We start from the raw sequence: 16,186 nt of genomic DNA on the forward strand, positions 1-16,186 counted from the left end.
AGCAGACTAAAAATACAATCAACCTCTATTAAAATCCACATGAAACTGTAGATGGAGCAGGCAGATAACAACCTGAGTAATCAGCGAAAATATCAAGTACGCAATCTGTATTAACATATCCATCATCGTATAGAAGCGTACCTTTGGGACTTCTATAATATACATTACCTGGCGTGGTAGTAAAAGAGGATATTGATACAGGGCCACAGGAAGAATTAGCACATGCTTTCCGCCAGTCAGAATCAGAAATGGGAGTATCAAACAAAGAAGGATCTATAATACATTCCTGAAGCACACCTTTTTCATCTTTATAAGTTAACAGCACGGCTACATGATAGCTCCAACTGACACAGCAACCATCTTGGTTAGACATTTTGACACCATACCTTGCTCTTAAATCTCCATATACAAATTCTTTCTTACATTCATAGCCGTTTTCATTTATCAACTGACGCATTTTATGTGCACGGGCATAGCAACCATCCACGGGATAATCAAAAGAAATACAAGGTTTCTTCACGGGGAAAGAGCAGGAAGCATTCTGTATTTTCGCAAAGAGACCATTCAAAGTTTGAGGATTTGGAATGATTGGTTCAAGTTTTGAAAAAGCAGTCTCACCTTTTACAAGACTGAATACTGCTTTGAACCTGGATGTATCTTCAGCAGAAGCCTCTCGGACTAATTGGATTTCCTTTGTGCCTTCTTTAATATAAAAAGCAAGCAAGGATTCATAATTTATAGCTTTCTTTATTAGCTCAATAAAGCCTTTATTTTCCGCTTTTGATTCTATCGTATAAAATTGGTGAGATAGCATGACGGAAATTCTTAACTGATCTCCGTTCGAATAAATACCCGTAGGTACTTTGAGTTCTACAACAGGGGGAGTGAAAGATAATGCTTCATTATTATCATCGTGTGTGCATGCACCCACAAATGAAAGCATGCCAATGACATGCAATACAAATAGAAATCGTTTCATAAATTATAGTTTGTTTTTAAGTGTTATGGAGGCAAAGATATAAATTGTCAACTAAAAGAATCAACCAACTTGCAAAAGAAGTAATGTACAAATCATGGCGATATTTTTCAATACTATAAAATGCTGTTTAGCTTTTGTGTGAAGCACTTCCTCCGTAAACGAACGTTGGCAATGCTTTTGCTTTAGACATATACAGAACGCTTCGGTTATAAATCCTCTAAATATCCGTATCCGCTTTCTCTGCCTGAACATCTATAAAAATCTCGACGTCTACGGCATGATGGGCCACATAAGCAGCCGGCCCCGTATCACCCGAAGCAAGAATATCACGGACAACCCCAGCCTTGTTCTTACCGGTAATAAAGAAAATAAGCTTTCGGGCGGCAAACAGAAGACACCCTGTCATGGCAATACGCTGCTGACCATTATAGGGATTGACACTCACTTCATAGGGGTGAAAGGAAGAAAGCAAGTATTCCTGACCGGGAAAAATAGAAGATGTATGTCCGTCATCTCCCGCACCAAGCATCACAGCATCAAAAGTGGGGAAACCATTCTTAAGGGGAACCGTACGGCATACTTGCGCTGAATAGCGCTTTGCCTCGGCTTCGGGAGGATGGTTGCCGAAAATAGGAAACACAAACTCATCCGGCATACCCACTTCATCCAGCAGCAGGCGACGCATAGTGCCGTAATTGCTTTCGGAGTCTTCCATTGGCACGCACCGTTCGTCCACCCAATAAACGCGCATCCTTTCCCAAGGAGTGACATGCTTGTATTCATTCGCCCAAATATCAAACATAAGCGAGGGAGTGCTTCCCCCGCTGAATGCAAAATAGAAAATCTTTTCAGGCTCACGCCCCATCATGCCGATAAGATGTTTGACGAGTGCATGCGCCGTCTCTGTAGCCGTACTGTATATATAACTTTTCATAACTCACAATATTCATCCGTATTCGTTAAATTTTTGCATGGATTGGTCCATTCAGCACCATGTTCACGCATCATTGTTTCACTCTCCAACGGTCCCCAAGTACCTGCGGGATATCCGTATAACGGTGCATTCTGATTCTCTTTCCAATAACGTAATACAGGATCAAAGAATCTCCACGAGGCTTCCACGGCATCACTGCGGGTAAAGAGTGTGGAATCTCCCAGTATGCAGTCTTCAATGAGGCGGGCATAGGCATCACCCACAGAAAGGATGCCCAATTTATCATAGCTGAAGTCCATCATAACCTGTTGTACATCAAATCCAGGCCCAGGCACTTTCATTCCAAACTTGAGGACAATGCCTTCATTGGGTTGCAAACGGAGTATGAGTTTGTTGGCACGCGGGCAATGCCCACCTTCACAACGGAACATCTGATGTGGAGTTTCCCGGAAATGAACTACGATCTCAGTAACCTTGGTAGGCATTTGCTTGCCTGTACGTATATAGAAAGGTACATCCTTCCAACGCCAGTTATTGATACCTATTTTCATGGCTATATAAGTTTCCGTACGTGAATCGGGAGCGACGTTCTTTTCTTCCCTATACCCCGGCTTTACGGCCGAAGCCGTATATTGCCCACGGACAATATGCTCGTTCAGGTCTTCCCGCGTCAGAGGTGCAAGCGAGTCATACACTTTGACTACCTCATTGCGGAAATTGTCTGCATTGAAGATGGCTGGCGGTTCCATGGCAGTAAGTGCAACCAACTGAATAAGATGATTCTGTACCATATCGCGCAACGCACCCGTACCGTCATAAAAACCTCCACGCTGTTCGATGCCCAAATTCTCCACTGCCGTGATTTCCACATAATCGATATAGTTGCGGTTCCAAAGCGGCTCGAAGATACCGTTAGCAAAACGGAAAGCCAAAATATTCTGCGCCGTTTCTTTACCTAAAAAATGATCTATACGATAAATCTGGCTTTCCTCGAATACAGAGGCATAGATATGATTCAACTCCTGCGCCGATTCCAGATCATAGCCAAAGGGCTTTTCCACAATAATCCGTGTATGGGGACGGTTCAGCCGCGCTGCCTTCAGGTGAAGGGGAATGATGCCATAGAGGGAGGGAGGAGTGGCCAGATAATACAACAGATTTTCGGGCTTCTCCTCTCCTGTGAGTTTCCGCAGGCATGCATCCAGCAGGCCATAGCTTCCGGCTTCGGCTGGATCTAAAGAAAGGTAGTGCAGATGGCTGCAAAAATCCTCAGGCTTCCGTTCCGGCTGCCCGACGGATGCATTTTTGTGAAGTTCGTTCAGGATATATTCCCGATAACGGCTGTCCGTATAATCGGTACGTCCTATGCCCACGATGAAAAAATCATCCGGCAGACGGCCGGCATTATATAAGGTATAAAGTGCCGGCATCAGTTTGCGTTTTGTCAGGTCGCCCGAAGCGCCGAATATGATCATTACAAATTTATCCATAGAATATTCTTTTTCTTTGATTGGCTCATACGAATATCAAGCCTTCACACTTTACAATAATTATATCAGCTCTTATCTTATTTATATTGCAAGGGCATATATCTTACACATTATACGTACCTGATTTCGTTTCTCCTCCCCGTCCCGTCCAGTTCTCGTGGAAGAAGAGGCCACGCAATTCGTCCGTCCGTTCAAAGGTATGGGCGCCGAAATAGTCACGCTGCGCCTGAATCATGTTGGCGGGCAGTTTGGCAGAAACCAGCGAATAGAAATAATTCAGGGCAGATGAGAAGGCAGGCACGGGAAGCTCTTCCTTCATGGACTGCATCACCAGATGTTTCCAACCGGGAAGCTGCTGCTGTATCTCATTCTTAAAATAAGGGGCCAACAGGAGATGTCGGGGAATGCCTGCCTTGTCCTGTGCCTGAAATGCAGCGGCAATATCATTAAGGAATGCGCTGCGAATGATACAACCGCCACGCCACATGCGGGCAATGGAGGCAAGATCGAGCTGCCACCCGAAAGCGTCGGAAGCCCGCTGAAGCACAGCGAAGCCCTGGGCATAGGACACGAGTTTGGAGGCGTACAGGGCCGAATGAATATCTTGTATCATCTCCGGCTTGTTATATACCGCCTGTAAGCGTTGACCGGCAAATTGTCTGGAAGCAGCATCGCGCAGACTTTTCTGCGCGGACAGGCTGCGCTCAAAGACAGCCGTGGCAATCAGCCCCAACGGCATGCCAAGCTCCATTGCATTGATGACGGACCATTTGCCTGTTCCCTTCTGTCCGGCAGCATCAAGAATCTTGTCTATCAGATAGCCTCCCGCCTTATCTTTATGGCGGAGGATACCGGCTGTGATTTCTGTCAGATAGCTGCGAAGCTTACCCTCATTCCAACGGGCAAAGATGTCGGCCATCTGCTCATTGTCGAGTCCAAGCAGCTTTTTCATCACCCAATAAGCCTCCGCGATGAGTTGCATGTCGCCATACTCGATACCGTTGTGTATCATCTTGACGAAATGCCCGGAGCTTGCCGGACCTATCCAGTCGCAGCAAGGAGTTCCGTCCGAGGCTTTCGCCGCAATGCTCTGCAAGACGGATTTCACTTCCGGCCAGGCGCTTGCCGAGCCGCCCGGCATGATGGAAGCCCCGTTCAGAGCTCCTTCCTCACCTCCCGAAACGCCCGCGCCGATGAAGCGGAATCCTTTCTTCTCGGCCAACATCACCCTGCGGTCGGTATCTTCATAATTAGAATTGCCGCCATCTATCAGGATATCGCCTTCCGACAAAAGGGGGAAAAGCTGTTCCATCAGTTCGTCAACGGCACTGCCGGCACGAACCATCATCATTATCTTGCGGGGAACGGCAACAGAAGCCACAAAGCCGGCTATGTCCGTGAAACCTTCAATGCTCTTTCCACGGGCGCGCCCACCCGTGAAGCGCTGCACCACTCCTTCTTCCACTCCGGGGACAGTACGGTTATAGACCGAAACATTCCATCCTTTATCCGCCATGTTGAGAGCAAGATTCTCGCCCATAACGGCAAGCCCGATAAGGCCTATGTCCGATTTATTCTGATTTTCCATATACCTGCTGATGTTGTTTTTAGATTGAGAACAAAATGGTTATGGAATTTGTTCGTATGAAGTTTGAAAATAAAACATTACTTTTGCATCCGGCAGGCTTATCCTGCCGGGCTCAGAAAAACGAATCAACCAGAAAAACCATGCTCTTATGAAGACACTCCACATCGGCCTTCTGCCGCAAATCATCATTGCCATCGTCATCGGCATCCTCTCCGGCCATTTCCTCCCCGTCCCCATGGTACGGCTGTTTGTCACCTTCAATGGCATCTTCAGTGAATTCCTCGGTTTCTCCATTCCGCTTATCATCGTGGGCCTGGTCACCGTTGCCATAGCCGACATCGGAAAGGGGGCGGGAAAGATGCTCCTTATCACGGCCCTCATAGCCTATGGCGCCACTTTGTTTTCAGGATTCCTCTCTTATTTCACCGGGGTGTCGGTGTTTCCTTCACTCATCGAAACAGGCATTCCGCTTGAGGAAGTGAGCGAGGCGCAAGGCGTGCAACCTTATTTCTCGGTAGCCATCCCTCCTCTGATGAACGTGATGACGGCATTGGTGCTGGCGTTCACCCTGGGACTGGGATTGGCGCATCTGCGGGGCGACACGCTGAAGAACGCCGCCCGCGACTTTCAGGAAATCATCGTGGCCGCAATCGGTGTGGTGATACTTCCGTTGCTGCCCGTCTATATATTCGGGATCTTCCTCAACATGACACACAGCGGACAAGTGTTCGGCGTACTGGCGGTCTTTGTCAAGATTATCGGTGTCATCTTCCTGCTTCATGTCTTTCTGCTGGTGCTGCAATACTGCATTGCAGGGCTGCTTGTCCGCCGCAACCCCTTCAAACTGCTCGGACGGATGATGCCCGCCTATTTCACGGCGCTGGGCACGCAGAGCAGTGCCGCCACCATCCCGGTAACTCTGGAGCAGACCAAGAGGAACGGTGTGTCGGCCCAAATCGCAGGCTTTGTCATTCCCCTTTGTGCCACCATCCACCTGAGTGGCAGCACGCTGAAGATTGTGGCGTGTGCACTGGCGCTGATGATTATGCAGGGGATTCCCTATGACTTTCCTCTGTTTGCCGGATTCATCTTCATGCTGGGCATCACGATGGTAGCGGCTCCCGGCGTTCCGGGCGGGGCCATCATGGCGGCGCTGGGCATCCTGCAGTCCATGCTGGGCTTCGACGAATCGGCACAAGCGTTGATGATAGCGCTCTACATTGCAATGGATAGCTTCGGAACGGCATGCAACGTGACGGGTGACGGAGCCATCGCACTGATTATCGACAAGATAATGGGGGATGGAGTCTCCCGCAAACGCAAACATCAGTAATTTACGAACAGATAAGAATAGAACTTCGGTTTGTCGCATTGTTTTTCAAGCGTCACTATATAATAAATGGCGAAACTGCATGCAGTTTCGCCATTTTCTTATCCGTATGTATCAGGAACGAAAAACATATCGAATATCAAGCAGTTACAAAGGAAAAACGTTCATTAAACGTTCGTTTAATGGGCGGGGTAAAGGTAAGTATTTTCTTCCTTTCATTTGTACAGTTAGTTCTCTTTTTTTCTATCAGTTAATCATTTTCTTATCAACACATAAGGCTTCTGTTATATCAAAAATAATGAAAAGACGGTAAATGCCCGTTTCTACTTGTCCATTAAACGAACGTTTAAAGGACACTTTAATTATCTGATATTGAGACTTCATAAAAATTACCAAATGCTACAATTCCAAAAAAAGATTTGGCTACATACACTTCTGAACAGGGGTATGTACAAGTGTACAAAAAACTACTATAATATTTACTCATTAATCAATTGAAGTATGAAGAAAGAAAAGTACGTATCACCTCTGATTGAAGTGATACAAGTAGAGAACGAAGGCGCCGTAATGGTGGCAAGTGGCAACCTGCCCGGAGTAGGCAACGGCGGAAGTGCCATCCAGAGCAATGTCCGCAGCAACAGCGCCGGCAGCAGTGAGATTGAAGACCTGATTAACGACATCCTAACCATTGAGCAATGATGAAAACACCGAAACTGATGAACGCGCTCCTCGCGAGCGCATTGGTGGCACTCGCCGCAGGCTGTGCCGCCGACGACGCACTGACGGACGGAACCGCCAACGGAAGCAACGCCGGAACCGGCAAGCAGGTGACTATCACCGTGGGCACTGCCGCAGGCACAAGCACCCGCGTGGCATACGATGACGACAAAGCAGGCTCCGCCGACAACGACGCACTGACCTGGCAGGCCGACGACCAACTGAAAGTAGCAGGCTTTGGCGAAGCCGATGCCTACAAAGGCAGCGAGGACTACACCATAGCCGCCGAGGATGCGGGCAAGGTCAAAGCCCCCTTCACGGGCACGGAGATAACGGATGCCACCACCTTCAACGTCTATTATCCCGCTACGGTGGGCATAGATGCCACCACCGGCGCAGCCACCCTCGCCCTCGGCGCACAGACGCAGGACGGCGACAACAGCACCGCCCACCTGCGCGGCAACATCCTGCTGCAAGCCCTCAACGTCACCGACCTCGGCAACATCGAGCTACAGATGCAGAGCAGCATCATGAAGTTCTCCCTCAGCGGCATCCCCGCCGCAGTGGGCACGCTGAAGACGCTGACTTGGAGCGTGGAGACCGCTAACGGTACGGAGAGCCTCGAACTCGCCTTCCCCCGGACGGGCGACCACCTCGTGACCTTCGATGCCACAAAGAGTGACCTCACCGCCTACCTCGCCTTCCTCCCCGGCGACATGACGCTGAAAGCGGGCGGCAAGTTCACCGTGACACTGATGGGCGACATGAGCTATAAGGCAGAAATGACCGCCACCGACGGGAAGGCCTACGACGCAGGCCTGCGCTACACCGCCGCGATAGACGGAACCGCCTCCACCGCCACATGGCAACAATTGACAACCATCCACACCACCCTCGGCACAGCCGCCGGTTACAACTACAACGGCCTGCCCTTGCAACTCGGCGCTTTCAACGAAGCGAACTCCGCCGAACAGGTGACCATCGGCAGCGCCACCATCTCCGCAGGCAGTGCCGCCCTTGATGCCGACCTCACTGCATACGCAGGCAAACCCATCTGGGTGTGCATCCCCGGCGTGGTGAAGTTCTTCCACACCCTGACGGCAGAGGAAGCCGGCAGCCACACCCTGACCTTGCCGGACAAGGACGCGGGCAGCACGCTGAAAGCCACGCCCACCGCAGGCGGCAAGCCGTATGAGAACGACTGGATAGTAGCCCTCTACATGGGCGTCAATAAGGACGGCAGCACAGCCACCAATGCCACCCCCATCTATTGGGCCACGGGCAACCTCATCGCCACCAAGACCAATGCAGCAGGCAGTGCCGCCACCACCACCGCTTTCCACATCGCCACGCCGGAGGAGACCCTGGCGCAAGCACCCACCACAAGCACCTACCCCGCGCCTGCCGGTATCAGCGTAAGCGCTACCGACAGCTACCAAGCCTGCGCCGAGGGCGCGCAATGGAACATGTTCGGATGGGGTGATGCCACGGGATTGCAGACAAGCAAAACCAATAGTGATTACGCTTCCGCCATCGCTACCGCCGAGGCAAGTATCTGCGGCAATGACGCTTACGACATCACCCGCAAGCAGCTTGGCGGCAGTTGGCGGCTTCCCACGGGCGGTAACACTCAAGCTACTGAAATAGCAGCATTATGCGATAACGATTTTCCTTCTCTGTCTCCTGACGGTATCGACTGGAAGACAGGCAAAACGTACACAGGCCGCCGCTACACCTACACCATCAGCAATGCCGGCAGTACGGGCAATGCTATCCTCAACACGCTCTCGTTTCCCGCTGCGGGCTTTCGCTACGGGGCTGCTGCGAGCAACCGTGGCAGGTACGGCTACTACTGGAGTGGTACGGCCGGCGGTGCGGTCAACGCGTACTACTTGTACTTCTACACGGGCAGCGCCAGCCGGCTCAGCGACTATCGTTCCTTCGGCTTTGGGGTGTGCTCCGTCTCAGAATAAAGCGAAGCCCCGGCAGATGCCTGCCCCGCCCGCAAGCCCGATGAAAAGAAAGACAGAAAAGCAGCAGCCCCGCCCGCAAGCCTGGATGAACAGAAAGGCAGAAAGCAGAAGCGAAGCAACGCAGCAAGCCCGATGAAAAGAAAGACAGAAAGCAGAAGCAATGCAATGCGGAAAACCCGATGAAAAGAAAGGCAGAAAGCAGAAGCAATGCAATGCGGAAAACCCGATGAAAAGAAATACAGCAGCCCCGCCCGCGGCGGAAGTAAATAATTTTCGCCACCTCGGGCAGCCCCGAAAACGGGATGCCGACGGAGCTAAAAATACGACGTGACGGAGTTAAAAATGCGTCACGTTCCATTTTCAACTGCGACACGTCGCATTTTTAACTCCGACGTGTCGTATTTTTCACCCCCTCCAGAAGCACTTCTGACGGGGGTACAGAGAACCAAACAACAGTATTAACCCTAAATTTAAGACCGTATGGCTAAATTCAGATTTGTAAAGAAAAGCAAACCAAACGCGAAGAATGAACCGGGCAAATGGTACGCCTCGCCCGTAGTGACCAACCGACTGAACACGAACACCGTGTGCCGCGCCGTGACGCGAAACACCACCGTGGCGCCCACCGAACTGGAGTCCGCCTTCAACCTCGTGTGCGACGGCATCCCCCCGCAGCTCCAGCAGGGCAACAGCGTGCAACTGGGCAAACTCGGCACACTCCGCCTCTCCTTCGGCAGCGCGGGCGTGGACGACATCGAGCACTTCAACACCGCCTCGATGATAAAGAACGTCAAAGTCATCTTCACCCCAAGCAAGGAGCTGATGTCCGCCGTGAAGGACGGGCTCTCCTTTGAGAATGCCGGCGTGGTGGACGCGGGCTTCACCTACGCCACCACCCGCGCCTACAAGGATGCGCAGGCGCAGGGCGGCTCGGGCACGGGCGGCAGCGGTTCCGGCGGTTCCGGCTCAGGAGACGAAAACGAAAATCCCTTGGGATAAGCGGAAACCATGCTGATGAAAGCAAAAATCACGCAGATTGAAATCAGAAATCATGCAGATTGAAAGCAAAAATCATGCAGATTGAAAGCAAAAATCATGCAGATTGAAAGCGGAAATCACGCAGATTGAGAGCGAAAAAGACGCAGGATGAAAGCGGAAATCACGCAGATTGAAAGCAAAAATCATGCAAGGTAAAAGCAAAAATCACGCAGATTGAAAGCGGAAATCACGCAGAGTGAGAGCAAAAAAGACGCAGGATGAAAGCAGAGATCACGCAGATTGAGAGCAAAAAAGACGCAGGATGAAAGCAAAAACCATGCAGATTGAGAGCAAAAAAAACGCAGGATGAAAGCGAAAATCACGCAGATTGAAAGCAAAAATCACGCAGAGTGAAAGCGGAAATCACGCAAGGTAAAAGCAAAGAACAAAAATCAGGAAGAAGCTCCGGAGTACCAATCTTTTGGATACCCCGGAGCTTTTCCATTTCCCGGAGCCTTCTCTATCCCAATAACATCGTGACAGACCGATAAACGACAGAAGCACCCGGCGCATAAATGATAATTGAAAATACAAATACCCGAAAGAAATCACTACTTTTGCAGCGTGACAACGAAAAATGTAATGACCCCAAAAAACAAAAGCAACATGAAAACAGCCCTTATCTCCGGCATCACCGGACAAGACGGTTCGTTCCTCGCCGAATTCCTCTTGCAGAAAGGTTACGAAGTGCACGGCATCCTGCGCCGTTCCTCCTCCTTCAATACAGCCCGCATAGAGCACCTCTACTTTGACGAGTGGGTGCGCGACATGAAGCGCAGCCGCACCATCAACCTGCACTACGGCGACATGACGGACTCCTCTTCCCTCATCCGCATCATCCAGCAAGTGCAGCCCGACGAGATATACAACCTCGCCGCGCAGAGCCACGTCAAAGTGTCCTTCGACGTGCCCGAATACACCGCCGAAACCGACGCCGTGGGAACCCTGCGCATGCTCGAAGCCGTGCGCATCCTCGGCATGGAGAAGAAGACAAAGATTTATCAAGCCTCCACCTCCGAACTCTTCGGCAAGGTGCAGGAAGTGCCCCAGCGGGAGACGACCCCCTTCTACCCCCGCAGCCCCTACGGAGTGGCCAAGCAATACGGCTTCTGGATTACGAAGAACTACCGCGAGAGCTACGGCATGTTTGCCGTGAACGGCATCCTCTTCAACCACGAAAGCGAACGCCGCGGCGAGACTTTCGTCACCCGCAAGATAACCCTTGCCGCCGCCCGCATCGCCCAAGGCTTTCAGGACAAGCTCTATCTGGGCAACCTCGACGCACGCCGCGACTGGGGCTATGCCCGCGACTACGTGGAGTGCATGTGGCTCATCCTGCAACACGACCGGCCGGAGGACTTCGTCATCGCCACGGGCGAGATGCACACCGTGCGCGAGTTTGCCACCCTCGCCTTCCGCGAAGTGGGCATCGACCTGCGCTGGGAAGGCACGGGAGCTGACGAACGGGGCATTGATGTGAAAACCGGAAAAGTGATTGTGGAAGTCGATCCTAAGTACTTCCGCCCCGCCGAAGTGGAGCAGCTCTTGGGCGACCCCACCAAGGCGAAGACTCTGTTAGGCTGGAATCCGAGGCAGACTACCTTTGAGGAATTGGTGCGCATCATGGCGGCACACGACATGAAATTCGTGAAGAAACTGCACCTGAGAAGTCTCGACGACGACTCCGCTTCTGCTCGCAAGTAACTTTTAGAAGGGATAGGAAGTTAGGAGGAAGTTAGGAGTTAGAGGGAGAAGAAATTAGGAGTTAGAGGAAGAGGGAGTTAGGAGTTAGAGGGAGTTAAAGGGAGTTATCGCCCGCAAGCGGGCTGAGGAGTTAAAGGCCGATAGTCTTCTTTAGTTGATAGATGATAGTTGATAGATCACAAGACTATCGGCTTAACTCCTTAACTCCTTAACTCCTTAACTCCTTAACTCCTTAACTCCTAAAATCATCTTCACTCCTAAAATCGCCTTAACTCCTAAAATCGCCTTAACTCCCGAAAACTGCGAAACTTGAATAAATAGTAATAATAACAACCCGGGGATGTGTTGAAACACCCCGCTTAAACATTAACATACAATGGATAGAAACGCAAAAATATACGTGGCCGGACACCACGGACTGGTAGGCTCCGCCATCTGGAAAAACCTGCAAGAGAAAGGTTATACCAACCTCGTAGGCAAAACGCATAAGGAACTCGACCTGCTCGACGCAGTGGCCGTGCGCCAATTCTTCGACAACGAGCAACCGGAATACGTCTTCCTCGCCGCCGCCTTCGTGGGCGGCATCATGGCCAACAGCATCTACCGCGCCGACTTCATCTACCGCAATCTGCAGATACAGCAGAACGTCATCGGCGAAAGCTTCCGCCATCACGTCAAGAAACTCCTCTTCCTGGGCAGCACCTGCATCTATCCGCGCGACGCGGAACAGCCCATGAAGGAAGACGCCCTGCTCACCTCCGCATTGGAATACACCAACGAGCCCTACGCCATCTCCAAGATAGCCGGGCTGAAGATGTGCGAGAGCTTCAACCTGCAATACGGCACAAACTACATCGCCGTGATGCCCACCAACCTCTACGGCCCCAACGACAACTTCGACCTGGAACGCAGCCATGTCCTCCCTGCCATGATACGCAAGATACACCTTGCCCACTGCCTGAAGCAAGGCGACTGGCAAGCCGTGCGCCACGACCTGAACCAACGCCCGGTAGAGGGCATCGGCGGTGCGAACAGCGAGGAAGACATTCTGAACATCCTCGCCAAATACGGCATCAGCCCCGAAGAAGTACGCCTGTGGGGTACGGGCACTCCCCTGCGCGAATTCCTGTGGAGCGAAGAAATGGCCGACGCCAGTGTCTTCGTCATGGAGCAAGTGGACTTCAAAGACACCTTCAGCCCCGGTGACAAAGACATACGCAACTGCCACATCAACATCGGCACGGGCAAGGAAATCACCATCCGCCGCCTGGCCGAACTCATCGTCAGCACCGTAGGCTATCAAGGCCGCCTCACCTTCGACTCCGGCAAACCGGACGGAACCATGCGCAAACTCACCGACCCCTCCAAACTCCACTCTCTGGGCTGGCATCACAAAGTGGAAATCGAAGAAGGAGTACAGCGGATGTATGACTGGTATCTGAAATAGCGGTGAAAAGTTGGCTTTCTATACAGAAACCCTTATATTTGCGCAATTTTCAACCAAATGTGCAATATTATGGAACAAAGCTTTATTGCTTATATAGAAAACAGCATTAAGACCAACTGGGATCTGGACGCCCTTACCGACTACAAAGGAGCCACCCTGCAATACAAAGATGTGGCCCGCAAAATAGAAAAGCTCCACATCATCTTTGAAGAAAGTGGAATAGAGCCGGGCGACAAAATCGCGCTCTGCGGCCGCAACAGCTCCCATTGGGGCGTCACATTCCTCGCCACGCTCACCTACGGAGCTGTTGCCGTCCCCATCCTGCACGAATTCAAGGCCGACAACGTGCACAATATCGTGAACCACTCCGAAGCCAAGCTCCTTTTCGTAGGCGACCAGTCATGGGAAAACCTCAACGAAAGTGCCATGCCCCTGCTGGAAGGCATCATGCTGATGACGGATTTCTCCATCCTCGTCTCACGAAGTGAAAAATTGGACTATGCACGCGAGCACCTCAACGAAATGTTCGGCAAGAAATATCCCAAGAACTTCCGGCAGGAACACATCGCCTATCATCAGGACCGCCCCGAAGAACTGGCTGCCATCAACTATACGTCCGGAACCACCAGCTACTCCAAAGGCGTGATGCTGCCCTACCGCAGCCTATGGTCCAACACCGCCTTCGCCTTCGAGGTACTGACTCTGAAAGCCGGCGACAAAACCATCTCCATGCTGCCCATGGCACACATGTACGGACTGGCATTCGAGTTCCTGTATGAATTCTCCGCAGGCTGCCACATCTACTACCTCACACGCATGCCCAGCCCGAAGATCATCTTCCAGGCATTTGCCGAGGTAAAACCCAACCTCGTGGTAGCCGTTCCTCTCATCATCGAAAAGATCATCAAGAAAAACGTACTGCCCAGACTGGAAACACCTACCATGAAGTTGCTCCTGAAAGTGCCCATCATCAACGACAAGATAAAAGCCACCGTCCGCGAACAGGTAGTCAGCGCCTTCGGAGGCAACTTTGTAGAAGTCATCATCGGTGGGGCAGGCTTCAATCAGGAAGTGGAGCAATTCCTCAAAATGATAGACTTCCCCTATACCGTGGGCTACGGCATGACCGAGTGTGGTCCCATCATCTGCTACGAAGACTGGAGCCGCTTCAAGCCCGGATCATGCGGAAAATCAGCCCCGCGCATGGAAGTGAAAATCCTCTCGCCCGACCCCGAAAACATACCCGGAGAAATCATCTGCCGAGGTCCCAACGTGATGTTAGGCTACTACAAGAACGACGAAGCCACCGACCAGGTGCTCGACGCGGACGGCTGGCTGCATACCGGTGACCTTGCCCTGATGGACGCCGATGGCAACGTCACCATCAAAGGACGCAGCAAGAACATGCTCCTCGGCCCCAGCGGACAGAACATCTATCCCGAAGAAATAGAAGACAAGCTGAACAATATGCCATACGTGGCCGAAAGCATCATCGTACAGCAAAACGAGAAATTAGTGGGTCTGGTCTATCCCGACTTCGACGACGCCTTTGCACACGGACTGAACAACGACGATATAGAACGTGTCATGGAGGAAAACCGCATAGCGCTTAATGTTGAACTGCCTGCATACAGCCAGATCTCCAAGATGAAAATCTACCCCGAAGAATTTGAAAAGACACCCAAGAAATCCATTAAACGCTTCCTCTATCAAGAAGCCAAAGGATGACATAACATTCTCCGATATGAAACATACCCTTTCACTCGCCTTCCTGTCCCTGCTCATCGCAGGGACGACTTTTGCCCAAGAGGCCGGACAGAACCGACATCGTACGCCACGGACAAGTCACGGCATGGCAAGTATCAACCTGTCTTTATGGAAAGACATCGCCACACAGCACACCGATACGCTGGGAAGCACCTGCCTCAACCTCGGCGTATTTTCTTCCATGAATCGACTGAATGGTTTGGGAGTAAACATCCTGGGGGCAGCGACAAGACGGGACGTAAATGGCCTGCAAATAGCGGGAATCTCTAATATGACAGGCGGAAGCATGCATGGCATTCAGATGGCAGGCATCAGCAACATCAACGGTAATAATCTCATGGGTCTGTCTGCATCAGGCTTGGTAGGGATTACCGGGAACAACGCCCGTGGGGCGATCATCTCCGGTTTGGCAAACATCAACGGCAACAATGTGCAAGGCGTCATCTTGGGTGGACTGCTGAACATCAGTGGAGAAGGTTCTTCGGGTGTACACTTTGCAGGACTTGCCAACATCGCCGGCGGTAACTTCAAAGGATTGTCCTCTTCGGGACTGCTGAGTGTAGCGGGCAAGAACCTCAACGGAGTGCAGCTTGCCGGACTTGCCAACATTACAGCCGAGAATATGACCGGCATTCAGCTCTCCGGACTGGGCAATGTAACAGGCGGTACGGCACGGGGCGTGCAACTTTCACCTGCCAACATGGCTGTCCGTGCCAAAGGACTTCAAATCGGGCTGTTCAATTACTACAAAGAAAGCCTGGATGGCTTTCAGTTAGGATTAGTGAATGCCAATCCCAACACCAAGGTACAAATGATGCTTTTTGGCGGCAATGCCACCAAGCTGAACATAGGTGTCCGTTTCAAGAACAATCTGTTCTATACCATTCTCGGCGGCGGTACACACTACCTTGAATTCGGTGACAAGTTTTCCGCCTCCATCTTTTACCGCGCCGGTTTGGAACTGCCTCTTTACAGACGGTTGTCCATCGGCGGCGACTTAGGCTATCAGCACATCGAAACCTTCAAAAACAAGAACTATGGCATCCCTGCCCGTCTCTATGCCCTTCAAGCCCGTGTCAATCTGGAATACAGACTGACGGACTGCCTCGGTGTTTTTCTCACCGGAGGCTATGGTGGAAGCCGGTACTATACCAAGGGAGTCACTTACAACAAAGGAATAATTGTAGAAGGCGGAGTAGTGCTGTTTAAATACTGATGA

Annotated in this window: 12 protein-coding genes; 8 read left to right on the forward strand and 4 right to left on the reverse strand. The window is 51.3% G+C overall.

The features are described 5' to 3' along the window. Positions 1-28: 28 nt before the first annotated feature. The 4 genes from BACHE_RS13415 to gnd form a co-directional block, all read right to left on the reverse strand. A complete protein-coding gene (locus BACHE_RS13415) occupies positions 29-979 on the reverse strand; it encodes a protein-glutamine glutaminase (protein WP_013548249.1) in 951 nt (316 codons plus the stop codon). A gap of 217 nt (positions 980-1,196) precedes the next feature. Continuing rightward, positions 1,197-1,913 carry a 6-phosphogluconolactonase gene (gene pgl / locus BACHE_RS13420; protein WP_013548250.1) on the reverse strand — a complete coding sequence of 239 codons (717 nt, stop codon included), beginning with the start codon at positions 1,911-1,913 and terminating at the stop codon, positions 1,197-1,199. After that, positions 1,910-3,403, reverse strand: coding sequence for a glucose-6-phosphate dehydrogenase (gene zwf, locus BACHE_RS13425; protein WP_013548251.1), 1,494 nt, complete (start codon positions 3,401-3,403; stop codon positions 1,910-1,912). Before zwf ends, pgl begins: the two co-directional genes overlap by 4 nt. Before the next feature lie 103 nt (positions 3,404-3,506). Then, on the reverse strand, positions 3,507-4,991 hold the full coding sequence (gene gnd, locus BACHE_RS13430) for a decarboxylating NADP(+)-dependent phosphogluconate dehydrogenase (RefSeq protein WP_013548252.1): 1,485 nt from the start codon (positions 4,989-4,991) through the stop codon (positions 3,507-3,509). A gap of 148 nt (positions 4,992-5,139) precedes the next feature. Between gnd and BACHE_RS13435 the strand changes: the two genes are divergently transcribed. From BACHE_RS13435 to BACHE_RS13470, 8 genes are all read left to right on the forward strand, one after another. Next, complete coding sequence (locus BACHE_RS13435; RefSeq protein ID WP_013548253.1) at positions 5,140-6,324, forward strand: dicarboxylate/amino acid:cation symporter; 1,185 nt, start codon at positions 5,140-5,142, stop codon at positions 6,322-6,324. A gap of 498 nt (positions 6,325-6,822) precedes the next feature. Then, positions 6,823-7,020, forward strand: a complete 198-nt coding sequence (locus tag BACHE_RS13440; protein WP_013548255.1) for a hypothetical protein — start codon at positions 6,823-6,825, stop codon at positions 7,018-7,020. Continuing rightward, positions 7,017-9,011 carry a hypothetical protein gene (locus tag BACHE_RS13445; protein ID WP_041579427.1) on the forward strand — a complete coding sequence of 665 codons (1,995 nt, stop codon included), beginning with the start codon at positions 7,017-7,019 and terminating at the stop codon, positions 9,009-9,011. The genes BACHE_RS13440 and BACHE_RS13445 overlap by 4 nt, the downstream gene beginning before the upstream one ends. A gap of 480 nt (positions 9,012-9,491) precedes the next feature. Continuing rightward, positions 9,492-10,010, forward strand: coding sequence for an HU family DNA-binding protein (locus BACHE_RS13450; RefSeq protein ID WP_013548258.1), 519 nt, complete (start codon positions 9,492-9,494; stop codon positions 10,008-10,010). Positions 10,011-10,655: 645 nt separating this feature from the next. Next, a complete protein-coding gene (gmd, locus tag BACHE_RS13455; protein WP_013548259.1) occupies positions 10,656-11,753 on the forward strand; it encodes a GDP-mannose 4,6-dehydratase in 1,098 nt (365 codons plus the stop codon). A gap of 376 nt (positions 11,754-12,129) precedes the next feature. Next, a complete protein-coding gene (locus BACHE_RS13460) occupies positions 12,130-13,200 on the forward strand; it encodes a GDP-L-fucose synthase family protein (protein WP_013548260.1) in 1,071 nt (356 codons plus the stop codon). A 69-nt stretch (positions 13,201-13,269) separates the two neighbouring features. Further along, a complete protein-coding gene (locus tag BACHE_RS13465; RefSeq protein WP_013548261.1) occupies positions 13,270-14,928 on the forward strand; it encodes a long-chain fatty acid--CoA ligase in 1,659 nt (552 codons plus the stop codon). Between the two features lie 16 nt (positions 14,929-14,944). Next, a complete protein-coding gene (locus tag BACHE_RS13470; RefSeq protein ID WP_013548262.1) occupies positions 14,945-16,183 on the forward strand; it encodes an LA_2272 family surface repeat-containing protein in 1,239 nt (412 codons plus the stop codon). The last annotated feature ends 3 nt before the right edge of the window (positions 16,184-16,186 follow it).

It is taken from the genome of Bacteroides helcogenes P 36-108 (assembly GCF_000186225.1).
GTDB classification, from domain to species: Bacteria; Bacteroidota; Bacteroidia; order Bacteroidales; family Bacteroidaceae; genus Bacteroides; species Bacteroides helcogenes.

Bases quoted from the DNA above. Each gene is read 5' to 3' on its own strand.
- BACHE_RS13415 (WP_013548249.1), bottom strand. From the start codon at position 979: ATGAAACGATTTCTATTTGTATTGCATGTCATTGGCATGCTTTCATTT.
- BACHE_RS13450 (WP_013548258.1), top strand. From the start codon at position 9,492: ATGGCTAAATTCAGATTTGTAAAGAAAAGCAAACCAAACGCGAAGAAT.
- gmd (WP_013548259.1), top strand. From the start codon at position 10,656: ATGAAAACAGCCCTTATCTCCGGCATCACCGGACAAGACGGTTCGTTC.
- BACHE_RS13440 (WP_013548255.1), top strand. From the start codon at position 6,823: ATGAAGAAAGAAAAGTACGTATCACCTCTGATTGAAGTGATACAAGTA.
- BACHE_RS13435 (WP_013548253.1), top strand. From the start codon at position 5,140: ATGAAGACACTCCACATCGGCCTTCTGCCGCAAATCATCATTGCCATC.
- BACHE_RS13465 (WP_013548261.1), top strand. From the start codon at position 13,270: ATGGAACAAAGCTTTATTGCTTATATAGAAAACAGCATTAAGACCAAC.
- gnd (WP_013548252.1), bottom strand. From the start codon at position 4,991: ATGGAAAATCAGAATAAATCGGACATAGGCCTTATCGGGCTTGCCGTT.
- zwf (WP_013548251.1), bottom strand. From the start codon at position 3,403: ATGGATAAATTTGTAATGATCATATTCGGCGCTTCGGGCGACCTGACA.
- BACHE_RS13445 (WP_041579427.1), top strand. From the start codon at position 7,017: ATGATGAAAACACCGAAACTGATGAACGCGCTCCTCGCGAGCGCATTG.
- pgl (WP_013548250.1), bottom strand. From the start codon at position 1,913: ATGAAAAGTTATATATACAGTACGGCTACAGAGACGGCGCATGCACTC.
- BACHE_RS13460 (WP_013548260.1), top strand. From the start codon at position 12,130: ATGGATAGAAACGCAAAAATATACGTGGCCGGACACCACGGACTGGTA.
- BACHE_RS13470 (WP_013548262.1), top strand. From the start codon at position 14,945: ATGAAACATACCCTTTCACTCGCCTTCCTGTCCCTGCTCATCGCAGGG.